Genomic DNA, 11582 nt, shown 5'->3' on the forward strand with positions numbered 1-11582 from the left:
GCCGCGGCGAAAACCCGGTGACGCCGGTGGTCGTCCCCGCGATAATCGCCGACGTGAAAAAGGTCGAGGTCGTCGTCGCCCACCACCAGTGCGCGACCCTGCGCGTTGGTGACGTGTTCCTGAAGATCGACGCCGATCAGACGCGCACCGACGTCGAGGTCGAGGCGATGGCCAGGGCGCCGATCCCGACGCCGGAGATCCTGTGGCGGAAGCCGCCCGTGCTCGCGCTCGCCGCCCTCCCGGGCAAGGCGCTCGGCCGCCTCGGCGAGCCGTCGGCCGCGTCGCCGGCGGCGTGGGCCGCGGCGGGTGCCGCCGTACGGAAGCTGCACGACGCGCCCCTGCCCCCGTGGCCCGGCCGGACCGCCGGCGAGATCGCCCCTGGCCTCGACCGCGAATGCGAGTGGCTCGTCGCGAACGACGTCCTTCCCGCCGGCCTGGTCACGCGTAACCGCCAGGTCGCCGAGGCCGCGCTGCGGCCGTGGACACCGGTGTTCACGCACGGCGACCTGCAGATCAGCCACGTGTTCGCCGACGGCGACCAGATCACCGGCGTGATCGACTGGTCCGAGGCGAGCCGGGGCGACGCCCTGCACGACCTCGCCATCTTGACGCTCGGCCACGAGGGGCATCTTGCCGACGTCGTCGCCGGCTACGGCACCGGCGTCGACCTCGACGTGATCCGCGCGTGGTGGTCGCTGCGCAGCCTGATGGCGATCCGCTGGCTGGTCGAGCACGGCTTCGACCCGTTCTTGCCGGGCTGCGAGGTCGACGTGCTGAGATCCCAGATGTGAGTCGCTGTCGCTAGAGGAACGCCGCCCGGTTCTCTTCTGCCCATGAGGCGAAGGTGCGCGCGGGACGCCCGGTCAGCTCCGCCACGACCGGCGTGAGCTCAGCGGGACGGCCGTCGCAGCTCTCCCAGTAGTCGAGGAGCGCGTCGCCGGTCGGCCCGTCCATGTACTGCGCCATCTCCGCCTTCCACTCCTCCCGGGTGACGTGCTTGACGGCGATGTCCCGCCCGGTGGCACGGGACAGGAGGTCGAGCTGGTCGGTGAAGGTGAGGGACTGCGGCCCGGTCACGGTGTACGGGCGGCCGCCGAGCGCGGGGTCCGCGAGCACGGCGGCGGCCACCGCGGCGACGTCGGCCTCGTGTACGGCGTCCACGTGCGCCCCCGGGTACGGCAGGCTGACCGGCGTCCCTGCCTTGATCGGCCACGACCAGGCCATCGCGTTGCCGCAGAAGGTGCCGGGCCGCAGCAGCGTGCTCCGTACCGGTGAGGAGGTCAGCGCCCGTTCGGCGTCGGCGTGCGACTTGGCCAGCGGGCTGGCGTCGGGGTCGGGCGTGAGCACGGCCGAGGACGACAGCAGCACGATGTGCTCGACTCCGGCCGCGGCCGCCGTCGCGGCGAACTCGTCCGCGTGCGCCGGCTCGGCGTACAGGAACACCGAGGTCACGCCAGCCAGAGCGGTGGCGAAGGTGGACGGGTCGCGCAGGTCGCACCTGACGACCGACGGATCGGCCGGGGCCGAGGAGGCGGCGCGGACGGGCGTGTCCCGCTCGCGTAGGAGGCCGATGAGCGCGGTGGCGACGGCGCCGCGAGCGCCGGTGACAAGAGTGGTCATGTCGGTAGATGTCCCTTCTTAGTGGTGGTTCTGTGGGCGGCGCGGCAGGAGCCACACCAGTCCGCAGCAGGTGAGAGTGGCGGCGATGACGACCAGGAGACTGTGCGTGACGGCCAGGTCCTGGGTCGCGGCATGGAAGTAGACCGTCGTCACGGCCGCGGCGCCGGCGGCGTTGGCCAGTTGCTGGGTGGCGCTGAGCACGCCTCCCGCGCTTCCGGCCTGGTGGCGTTCGAGGTCGCCCATGGTGACGTCGAAGACGGTGCCGAAGCAGGTGCCGAGGCCGAGGCCGACGACGAAGACGGGCGGCACCAGGGCCCACGCTCCGCCCGGTACGACGGCGAGCAGCCAGAGGGCTCCGAGCAGGGTGACGCCCAGGCCGATCGCGATCAGGACGCGGCCCAGCCGGGTGACGAGGCGGTGGCAGGCCACGGAGGCGACGACGATGCCCAGGGCGACGGGGGTCAGGTGCAGCGCGGCCCGTAGGGGTGAGTAGCCCAGGCCGGTCTGCAGGAACAGCGCCAGGACGTACAGCAGGCCGGACACGGCGGCGAAGAACACGACGCCCAGCACGAGCCCGGCGGTGAAGCCGCGGTGGCGCAGCAGCGACGGCTCGATCAGCGGGTTACGGGCCGTGCGCTGGCGCAGGCAGAACAGCCCGGCGAAGGCCAGCCCGCCGGCCAGGCACAGGAACGGGCGCGCCGACCAGCCGCCGGCCGAGCCGTCGATCAGGCCGTAGAGCAGCCCGAGCAGGGCCACCCCGAGGAGCGCGGCGCCGGGGGCGTCGACGGCCGTGTTCCGGTCGCCGTCGTCGGCGGGCAGCAGGCGGACGGCGGCGAGCAGGGCGCCGCCGCCGAGGACGATGTTGATCAGGAACATGGCGCGCCAGCCGAGTCCGAGCAGGTCGGCCTGGATGAGGAAGCCGCCCAGGACCGGGCCGGCCACGGAGGAGGCGCCGAGTGCCGGGGCGAAGAGGCTGTACGCCTTGCCGAGCTGGTCGCGGGGGAAGGTGGCGGCGAGGATGCCGTACCCCTGCGGGATCATGAGCGCCCCGAACGCCCCCTGGACGATCCGCGCGGCGATGAGCGTGCCCGGGTCGCCGGCCAGGCCGCAGGCGATCGAGGCGAGGGTGAAGCCGGTCAGGCCGGTGAGGAAGACGCGGCGGCGGCCGTACCGGTCGCCGAGGCGCCCGCCGGTGACCAGCAGGACGCCGAGCGCGAGCGCGTAGCCGGCGCCGAGCCACTGGACGAGCGCCTGCCCGCCGCCGAGATCGGCGGTGATGGCAGGGGCGGCGAGGTTGGTGATGGTGGCGTCGAGCAGGTCGAGCACGGCGGCGGCGAGAACGACCGCCAGGACGGCCCACCGGCCGCCGGTGGTCGTCTCGGGCGAGGCGCGGATGAGCATGGGCATCTCCGTTAGAATGAAGGCGTGGCGCAAAGTTTGAGCCACGCAATGATTGCACGACGCAAACTAATACGGGTACGGAGCCGCCTGTGTCAAACCGAGCCGAGACGTTGAAACGCATCGCCGACGAGAGCCAGCGCCATTACGCGGCCTACACGCTGTTCAACCAGGCCATGGCCGACCGGCTCGGCATCCACCCCACCGACCTGCAGTGCGTGGCGCTGCTCGACCTGGAGCCGGGCCCGGTGAGCAGCGGCGAGCTCGCCCGCCTCACCGGCCTCACGCCCAGCGCCGCCACCCGGCTGGTCGACCGCCTGGACAAGGCCGGCCTCGTCGTACGCCAGACCGACCCCGACGACCGCAGGCGCGCCCTGGTCGCGCTCGCCCCCGAGGCCCGGGCGCGGATCAGCTCGGCCTGGGAGATCCCGGGCCGGGCGTTCAGTGAGGCGCTCGACCATTACGACGAGGCGGAGCTGGCCCTGATCGCGGACTTTCTTCGCAGAGCGGCCGCCGTCGGCCGCGCCCAGGCGGAGCGCCTCACGGAGGCTTAGAGAATTCGGCCACGGGGCGGCGGCCGCCGAGGTGGGCGAGAACGGCCCTCAGCGCCGCCACCGCCGGCACGGTGGCCGGCACCGTGGCGATGAGCCGCCAGGGTGCCGGAAGCGCGACTTTTCGCCGTCGCCGCAGGTGATCGCGTTGATGGCGGCGAACGGCGCTCAGCCTCCAGGGAAGACGCCCAGGACGGCGCCGGCGAGCGCGGCCACCAGGGCGACGGTCGTGTCCCGTGGGGTGGCGCCGAGGGCGCGGGCCAGCGCCGCCGACGCGTGCCGGTTGTCGAGCACCGTCGCCCAGGTGATGACGATCGCGTTGACCGCCGCCGGCGTGAGCGGGATGACCGTCCAGACCAGGAGAATGTGCCGCTGCGCGTTTTACGCGTTCGGGTCCCAGTCTGCGAGCTGCTCCATCGGCTCGGTGTCGCCGGTGGTCTCCAGGCCGTCGAGCGGGGCGCGCGCGTAGAAGTAGAGGACCAGTTCGCTCGCTGCGCCTCGCATCGCCATGTCGCCCGGCTCCGCGTCGGCGGCGAGGTCGTCGCAGTGGACGCCGTCGGCGTTGAGGGTCAGGCGCCAGGAGCGGCCCTCGGTCGTGTGCAGGTCGATGGTCGCCGGCTTGAACGGCCAGGGGACGGTCGTCGCCGCGACGGTCGTCAGGAACTCGTCGACGCCCTCGACCGCGACGTCCGTCGGCAGCGGCTGTGCGGCCCCCTGGGTGAGCTGGGCGTCGTAGGTGTGGACGGCGATCTCCTGGATCTGGTGCCGGGCCACGGCTCCGCTGGTCTCCGGGGCCTGCGAGCGGCCCCACCAGGTCCAGCAGCCGCGGTCCGGGCCGGCCTCGCGCATCGCGTCGAGCATGAGCTCGGTCGACTCGGCGAGCCAGGCGTCCAGGGCTTCGCGGTCGCGGGGCGCGGTCGGGGCGCCCTTCGGGTCCGTCTTCGCCGGGGGCTCAGCGCCCGGGGCCGCCGCGACGATGGCGGCTTGGCGGCGGCGGCCGTCGCCGAGGTGCTGCGCCAGGTCGCGCAGCGTCCAGTCCGGGCAGGTCGGGACCTGGACGTCAAGGTCGGGGGCGGACGCGATCGCGGCGCGGAACGCGGCCGAGCGTTCTTCGATCAGCCGCAGGACCTCGGGGAACTCCAAGATGTTTTGCACGTCGGTTGTGTATCACGGCGCTCCGGCCGCCGGGTAGCGAATTTGTCGACGAGCGCGTCGACGTCCTGTCGGATCTCCACCAGCACGAGGAACGGCCCCACCAACAGGGCCGGAAATAGTGCAGTCAACAGGGCGCCACCTGCGCAGCAGGCTGTAGGCGTGGCTGCGGACGCTGCCGGTGCTGAAGTCCAGGAGGAACCGGTGGATCGGTTGCACGGTTCTCCCTTCGTCGTCGAGGACCAGCCAAGGCACCACGCCCGTCCCCAGCGGGGCAGGTGGATCGATCGGATGTCGCGAGGTGGCTCGTTCACGTCGTTGCGCTCCTTGCGCTCGGGGGTGCGCAACGTGCACCGGCTACGTCACGGAGGATGAGCTTCATCGCGGCGTAATGCGTGGTAGTCCGGTCAACGGTTCCGTGCCGCCCGGCCGCTCACCCCGTTCCGCCTGGCCACTGCCCGTTTTCGCGCGTACGCACGCCGCGGTCTGCCCTGCTGGCGGTGGGGCCAGGCCCACCCCTCGGGTGGCGATTTCCCACCCCGGCCCCGGCTCGGCCACGGTCCAGTACCAGTGGCACGGCCACGGCCTCTACAACGCGGGCAACTCCTGCATCATCTCCCACGTCAACCGCTACCTGATCAGCCTCCGCCTCCCCACACCGGGCACGGTGTGCCGCAAGACCACCTGACGACCGACCGGTCCTGACACCGAACCAACCGCACTCGTGCCAGGACCGCAGCGTTGCCCGGTGACCGTCAGCCGGTCCTGACGGTCAAACGACCGCGCAGGGCCGCAGCGCTGCCACCTGCCGTCAGCCGATCCCCGCGGTGGAACCACTGCGCGAAGGTCGCAGCGTCGTCCCCCACGGCCAGCCGGTTCTGGCGGTGGAGCAACCGCGTCAAAACCGCGAGGCCGTCACCTGGTCGCCTCGCGGTCTTGACTCTGGAAGATCCGCGCAAGCGCACCGGGTCGTGTTGTCCACGGATCTGCCGCCAGGTGGACGGGGCGCCAAGCGTGTCCTGCACATGATCGCCATGAGCCGTCTACCTCACGACGCACGCACGCACGTCTACGCGGCCCACCCGCCTCAGCAAAAGCCAGCCGAAGGGAGATCCCGCGCTACATCGCATCGCCCGCGACGATGTTCACCGCATCCGTCCTCGCCCACACCATGGTGACGACGCGGCACCCCCAACCGCTCGCGACTGCCGCCAGGACATTGGCCCGTGGAGCCGTTTGTGCAGGTGCCGTATTGACCTGCGACGACGATGCGTTGACCAGCATGGCTAATCAACATCTCCGGCGATAGGCAAGGACCTCAAGCGGTCCGATCGACCTACGGAGGTAGTGATGCACACCCGCTCACGGCGGCGAATCGCGGTTGCCGGTCTGGCCTGTGCCGTGGCCCTCACCGGGACGGCGCTGGCCGAATCCGGTCTCTCGTACGCCGATTCGCAGCAGCAGCGTCAGACCGTACAGATCAGGCAGACCAAGGGCGATCAGGTGGTCGAAAGGGCACGGGCGAACTTCCTTGTTCCGGATGCGAGTGTCAAGGCCGACGTTGATGTTCTCAAAGTCGCGTTACGCGAGGTGAAGAAGGGTAAGAGCGTGGCTTTCAACATCGGCGTGGGCAAGGAGAAAATAGCCTCCGCGCTCGGCACTCTCGGCAAGGACGCGAATGCGGCGGAGGTTCTCGCGCAGTGGACGGACCTGGGGGCCGATCGAGCCCGTGCCGGAACGGCCGCGTACACGGCCAAAGAGCGGAAATTCTTCGGCAACTTCACCACGCCCCTGACCAGGCTCACCCAGACCTATCCGAAATCGCAGGCGAAGTACTGGCTGAAGAACACCCCGCCCCAGGTGGTCGATTCCGTGTTCGCCGCCGCGACCGCTGATCTCCCGGCCGATCAGCTTTACGTGTACGCGTACAAGGAAGGGCTGGTCGATTATGTGCGCGATCAGATCGGGCTGGCCAAGACCGCCGACCCGACCGTCGCACAACTCGAAGGCGTCAGGACCACCAGCACGATCTCGGGTTATGTGTATCTCGGCACGGACGACTTCTTCACCGACCTGACCGCCGCCAAGAAACCCGCTTCAAGCTTCCTGCCCCCGGGTTTCGACCTGAAGAAGGTCGCCCTCGACAGGCGGACCAACGAGAAGGGCCGCGAGGTGCAGTCGGCCAGGTTCCCCAATTTGCGGATGGGCCTGCAAGGACTCGCCGCCCTGGTACGCCGCCATCGCGCGCTGTTCCTGGCCGATGTCAAAACCTACGGATACGCGGCTCCCACGCAGGCCGAGCTCGTTTACTGGACCTACGTCTACTTCAATGCGGGGGAGTTCAACGGGCAACTCAAGAAGTACGCGGGTGCCCGCAGGCTGGGTGACTGGATCGCCAGAGGGGAGTACCCCAATTCGATCAGGGTTCTGGAGAGCTGGCGCATGATCAACAGCATGAAGATCTTCTAGAGCGAATGGCGGGGCGGACGGTTCGAGGGGTCTTTGAAGGCCGCGTCCCGCCAGCGGCGGCTCGTCCTCATATCGAGGAACCAGGTGGCAATGGGCGTGATCGACGCTCTGTCCACCGGTCGAGCCGACATTCCAGCCGTCGGGGTTATGTGACGTGGTAAGCCGTTCCTGCGAGGAATGATCTCGCCGAACCCTCGGGGTCGTGTCCTTGGCGTACATGGCAGAGCGGTGATCATTGGATAGGACGATTGCCGGCTCGATGCTCGGAAAGGCAGAAAGGGCAGTCGGGCATTCACCGTCAGTCCGTCTTCGCCTGGGTACGCCGGGCGTAGGCGCGGGCGGCGCGGGCGCGGTCGCCGCAGCGGGTGGAGCACCAGTGGCGGCGGCCGTGGCGCAGCAGGTAGCGCGTGCAGGGAGCGGATTCGCAGCTGGTGAGACGCTCGGCGTCGGGGCTGGTGAGGAGGTCGGCCGCGTTGGCCGAGAGGGCCGCGAGGGCGTGGTCGAGGATCTCGTTGAGCGGGTGCGGGGCCGCGCGGTAGGGGCCGTTCTTGTCGTCCCAGTACAGCAGGGCGGCTGTGGGAACCCTGCTCAGCGCGTCGTTGACGGCGGCCAGCGCCGCCGGCAGGGCGGGGATCCCAGCCACGCGGGCGGCGAACAGCGCCCTGAGGTGTTCGCGCAACGAGCGCAGTTGCGTCGTGCACATCTCCTGCAGCCCGGCGCCCTCCGGGGCGAGATCGCGCCCGGCGAGCCACCGGTTCGCCCCTGCGGGAGTGCCGAGGAAGTCGATGAACTGCCCGCCGGGCAGCGCGATGGCGCTGTTGACGAAGTCGAGGGCGACGTAACGCTCCGCCCCCGGCGCGGGCGGCAACTCGGTCTCGGGGCTCTCGCTCATGGCTCTCATGGTACGGCTTGCGCTCATCCGTGAGAAGCCGCTACCGTTCCTCACGGATAGCCAAGCATTTATCCGTGAGGAGTTCGACATGGCCCCTGTCGGCACCACCAACGAGCAGTTCCCCGTCCGCGTCTTCGGCGGCCCGACCGCCCTCTTCGAATACGGCGGGCTGAGGTTCCTCACCGACCCGACCTTCGACGCGCCCGGCGAGTACCACAGAGAGGGCCGCAGAGAGCTGACCAAGACCGCGCCCGCCTCCGGCAGCCCCGCCGACCTGGGCCGCGTCGACGTGGTCCTGCTGTCCCACGACGAGCATCCCGACAACCTGGACAACTCCGGCCGCGCCCTGCTCGCCGACATCCCGCTCACCCTCACCACGCCCGACGGCGCGAAGCGCCTGGGGAACGGGGCCAAGGGCCTGGCCGACTGGGAACCGGTCGAGCTCGACCGTCCCGGCGGCGGCACGATCACCGTGACGGGCGTACCCGCTCTCCACGGGCCCGGGGCACGCGAGGAGGTCGAGCCGATCACCGGCCAGGTCGTCGGATTCGTCCTGACCGGAGAGTGTTTGCCAACGGTCTATGTCAGCGGCGACAACGCCTCGCTCGACCTGGTGAGGGAGATCGCCGAGCGATTCGGCCCGGTGGACACCGCCATCCTCTTCGCCGGGGCGCCGCGTTTCCCCGTCCTCTTCGACGGTGCCCTGATCGTCCTCGACAGCGCCCAGGCCGCCGAGGCCGCCAAGATCCTCGGCGCCCGCCGGGTGGTCCCCGTTCACTACGACAGCTGGGCCCACTTCACCGAGGGCCGCGACGACCTGATGGCCGCCTTCTCCGTTGCCGGCCTGACCGACCGCCTCGACCTGGGCGACCGAGGCGACCTGGCCGGTTGACCACCTCACCCAGACTGACCGTCCCGACCTGGATGGCCCACCTTGATCAACCGCCCTCGACTTGGGCGGCCGGAGCTGTCCGGCCGGTCGGCCGTCTCGACCCAGGTGACCGTGCCTGGTCGACCATCTCGGCTGGGCCTCCCCGGTGGTGTCGGCCGGATTCGCTCCACCCATGACCTTGTCGGCCCGCTCTGATGGCGGTGTCCGGCTGGGGCGTGCCTATCGAAAGAACGCTCTTGTGACGACTACCGTGCCCGCCCGGGCCGAGGACTCCCCGCACCCCCAGGCGCAGCGCCGTACCCTGATCGTCCTGGTCGCCGCTCAGATCCTCAGCGGTGCCGGGCTGGCGGCCGGTGTGACCGTGGGCACCCTGCTCGCGCAGGACATGCTCGGCTCCACCAGCCTGGCCGGCCTGCCCAGTGCCCTGTCCACGGCCGGATCCGCGCTGGCGGCGGTCGCCGTCGGGCGCATCTCCCACGCCCGTGGCCGCCGACCCGGCCTCGCCGCCGGTTATCTGGCCGGTGCGGTCGGCAGCGCGGGCATCATCGCCGCCGCCGTCGCCGACAGCCTCGTCCTGCTGTTTCTGGCGATGTTCGTGTACGGCGCCGGCATGGCCACCAACCTGCAGGCCCGCTACGCCGGCGCCGACCTGGCCGCCCCCGCGCACCGGGCCCGTGCCGTGTCCATCGTGCTGGTCGCCACCACCCTGGGCGGCGTAACCGGCCCCAACCTCGCCGCCCCCACCGGCGAACTGGCGCAAGCCCTCGGCATCCCGTACCTGGCCGGGCCGTTCCTGCTGGCCGGAGTCGCGTACGCGATGGCCACCCTGGTCCTGGCCATCTGGCTGCGCCCAGACCCTCTCCTGCTGTCCCGCATCCCAGAGGGCCAGAGGTTGGAGGCCAGCCTGCTGGAAAGCCCCGCCCGGGAGGGCCAGGCAAGGGAGGGCCGCGCCCTGGAGGTCAGCGTCCCCGAGCCCGGCGCGCGAGAGGCCCACGCGAGAAAGATCGGAAGCACCACTGCGGCGCGCCTGCGGTCAAGTGATGCCGACGGCAAGCCGGAGCCGGCGATCGGCGGGCGTCGCTCCGGGGTGTTGATCGGCACGCTGGTCATGGTGCTCACCCAGCTCGTCATGGTCGCGATCATGACCATGACACCCGTTCACATGGCCGGCCACGGCCACGGCACCGCCGCCTCCGGACTCGTCATCGCCATCCACCTCGGCGCGATGTACCTGCCCTCACCCCTCACCGGCTGGCTGGTGGACCGCTACGGCCGCCTCACGATCGCCGCCGCCTCCGGCCTGGTCCTGCTGGCCGCCGGCATCGTCGCCGCCGTCGCCCCCAGCGACTCCGTGGCCCTGTTCGCGGTGGCCCTCGCGCTGCTCGGCCTGGGCTGGAACCTCGGCCTCGTCGCCGGTACCGCGATCGTCACCGACGCCGTCCCGACGGCCACCCGTGCCAAGGCCCAGGGCCTGGTCGACGTCTCCATCGCCATCGCCGGCGCGACCGGCGGCATGGCCTCGGGCCTCGTCGTGGCCGCCGCCGGCTACCCGATCCTGGCCATCGCGGGAGGCATTCTGGCCCTGGTCATCGTGCCGGCGGTCGCCGCCACGCGCATCCGCTGACAGGCAGCCGAGGCGCTTGATCGCCCAGAGACTGACGAGCAGAGCCGAGAGCTGGTCGAGTTGGAAACGAAAACCCGGTCAGTTCTCAGATGCGGCGGGCCTTGATCGTCGCCAGCCACTGGTCGCAGTTGAGGCAGGCCGAGCGCGCCTGCCATTTGGACTTGTCCGTGCTCCAGGTCTGGGCGTGGAAGTGGAGGACGTCCGCGGGAATCTGCGACAGCTCGGTGAAGGGCGTGCTGAGCAGGTATTCGTTCATCGCGGCGACCTCGCCGCACGCGTTCACCGGCCATTCCTCGAGCTTCTTCACGTCGCTCAGGAGCTTCTTGATGAGAGGGTGCTGCTTCTTCGCGATACTGAAACCACCGCTGGTGCCCGCCCAGGTCGCGCCGTTCTTGGCGTGCACGATGACGGCGATCACCGTGCCGACCGCGGCGCCCTTGCCCGTGGCGTACTTTCCGGTGAGGTGGCGTGCCTCCCTGTGGGCGTTGAAGAGCATCTCGTCGCGATGCTTCCGCTCCTTCTCCTGCGCCAGTATTTTCTCCAGCCGGGCCAGTTCGGTCATGAAGTCTTTCCATGCGCCTTTGGTGTCGTTCAGCGTCAGCCATTCGATCAGGCTGTCCCTGGCCGCCCCCTCGTCCATGCCGTCCACGACGCGGTTCTCCAGGTTGCGCATCTTGGTGTTGATGGCCTCATAGGGTTCTCGCACCGAGGGCAGGTCCCGTAGTTCCTTGATGTACGTCTGGAGGACGACGCGGCTTTTCGCGGACCAGGCCTTGAAGCCCTCTTCGGGTATCTGGTCGCCGTAGGTGGGGCCGGTCGGCTGCATGGACATGGTGGCGTTCCTCTCGGTCTGGGCCGGGCGATGAGCTGCCCTTGTCCACCCCCGGATGAGCGTCCCGGCACCGGTGGCACCGAGTATCCGAGCGGCCGATGAAAGACCGGTTGCCGCCTGATTGAAGCCCCGGCCCAGGCGCGAGATAAGGT

Annotated in this window: 13 protein-coding genes; 6 read left to right on the forward strand and 7 right to left on the reverse strand. The window is 70.3% G+C overall.

Annotated elements, in window-relative coordinates; genetic code table 11:
* The first annotated feature begins 53 nt into the window (after positions 1-53).
* Positions 54-791, forward strand: coding sequence for an aminoglycoside phosphotransferase family protein (locus C4V41_RS46620; RefSeq protein ID WP_103962618.1), 738 nt, complete (start codon positions 54-56; stop codon positions 789-791).
* Between the two features lie 10 nt (positions 792-801).
* Here C4V41_RS46620 and C4V41_RS46625 read toward each other — a convergent pair whose 3' ends face one another.
* Both C4V41_RS46625 and C4V41_RS46630 read right to left on the reverse strand, forming a co-directional pair.
* Positions 802-1620, reverse strand: a complete 819-nt coding sequence (locus C4V41_RS46625; RefSeq protein WP_103962482.1) for an NAD(P)H-binding protein — start codon at positions 1618-1620, stop codon at positions 802-804.
* An 18-nt stretch (positions 1621-1638) separates the two neighbouring features.
* The gene (locus C4V41_RS46630; protein WP_103962483.1) at positions 1639-3027 is read right to left on the reverse strand and encodes an MFS transporter; all 1389 of its coding nucleotides are present in this window, start codon (positions 3025-3027) and stop codon (positions 1639-1641) included.
* 83 nt (positions 3028-3110) lie between these two features.
* On the opposite strand from C4V41_RS46630, the gene C4V41_RS46635 reads away from it, so the two are divergent.
* Positions 3111-3572: a MarR family winged helix-turn-helix transcriptional regulator gene (locus C4V41_RS46635; RefSeq protein ID WP_235030809.1), complete on the forward strand. Its 462-nt coding sequence runs from the start codon at positions 3111-3113 to the stop codon at positions 3570-3572.
* Between the two features lie 165 nt (positions 3573-3737).
* On the opposite strand, the gene C4V41_RS65610 is transcribed toward C4V41_RS46635, so the two are convergent.
* Together C4V41_RS65610 and C4V41_RS46645 are read right to left on the reverse strand one after the other, a co-directional pair.
* Positions 3738-3863 (reverse strand): hypothetical protein, encoded by a 126-nt coding sequence (locus C4V41_RS65610; protein ID WP_268808829.1) that lies wholly within the window; start codon positions 3861-3863, stop codon positions 3738-3740.
* 87 nt (positions 3864-3950) lie between these two features.
* Positions 3951-4724 carry a maleylpyruvate isomerase N-terminal domain-containing protein gene (locus C4V41_RS46645; protein ID WP_103962484.1) on the reverse strand — a complete coding sequence of 258 codons (774 nt, stop codon included), beginning with the start codon at positions 4722-4724 and terminating at the stop codon, positions 3951-3953.
* A gap of 520 nt (positions 4725-5244) precedes the next feature.
* Between C4V41_RS46645 and C4V41_RS64795 the strand changes: the two genes are divergently transcribed.
* Positions 5245-5409 carry an alpha/beta hydrolase gene (locus tag C4V41_RS64795; protein WP_235030810.1) on the forward strand — a complete coding sequence of 55 codons (165 nt, stop codon included), beginning with the start codon at positions 5245-5247 and terminating at the stop codon, positions 5407-5409.
* A gap of 431 nt (positions 5410-5840) precedes the next feature.
* Here the strand turns inward: C4V41_RS64795 and C4V41_RS62400 are convergent, their stop codons facing one another.
* Positions 5841-6005, reverse strand: a complete 165-nt coding sequence (locus tag C4V41_RS62400) for a hypothetical protein (protein WP_160150637.1) — start codon at positions 6003-6005, stop codon at positions 5841-5843.
* A gap of 66 nt (positions 6006-6071) precedes the next feature.
* Between C4V41_RS62400 and C4V41_RS46655 the strand changes: the two genes are divergently transcribed.
* The gene (locus tag C4V41_RS46655) at positions 6072-7190 is read left to right on the forward strand and encodes a hypothetical protein (RefSeq protein ID WP_103962486.1); all 1119 of its coding nucleotides are present in this window, start codon (positions 6072-6074) and stop codon (positions 7188-7190) included.
* Between the two features lie 298 nt (positions 7191-7488).
* On the opposite strand, the gene C4V41_RS46660 is transcribed toward C4V41_RS46655, so the two are convergent.
* Positions 7489-8082 carry a CGNR zinc finger domain-containing protein gene (locus C4V41_RS46660; protein ID WP_103962487.1) on the reverse strand — a complete coding sequence of 198 codons (594 nt, stop codon included), beginning with the start codon at positions 8080-8082 and terminating at the stop codon, positions 7489-7491.
* 88 nt (positions 8083-8170) lie between these two features.
* Here C4V41_RS46660 and C4V41_RS46665 point away from each other — a divergent pair, with 88 nt between their 5' ends.
* Together C4V41_RS46665 and C4V41_RS46670 are read left to right on the forward strand one after the other, a co-directional pair.
* Positions 8171-8974, forward strand: coding sequence for an MBL fold metallo-hydrolase (locus C4V41_RS46665; protein WP_103962488.1), 804 nt, complete (start codon positions 8171-8173; stop codon positions 8972-8974).
* 238 nt (positions 8975-9212) lie between these two features.
* Positions 9213-10598 carry an MFS transporter gene (locus tag C4V41_RS46670; protein WP_200824712.1) on the forward strand — a complete coding sequence of 462 codons (1386 nt, stop codon included), beginning with the start codon at positions 9213-9215 and terminating at the stop codon, positions 10596-10598.
* A gap of 85 nt (positions 10599-10683) precedes the next feature.
* Here C4V41_RS46670 and C4V41_RS46675 read toward each other — a convergent pair whose 3' ends face one another.
* Entirely contained in the window at positions 10684-11430 is a 747-nt protein-coding gene (locus C4V41_RS46675; RefSeq protein ID WP_103962490.1) for a hypothetical protein, read from the reverse strand.
* Positions 11431-11582: the final 152 nt, after the last annotated feature.

The organism is Nonomuraea solani, assembly GCF_900108335.1.
GTDB classification, from domain to species: Bacteria; Actinomycetota; Actinomycetes; order Streptosporangiales; family Streptosporangiaceae; genus Nonomuraea; species Nonomuraea solani.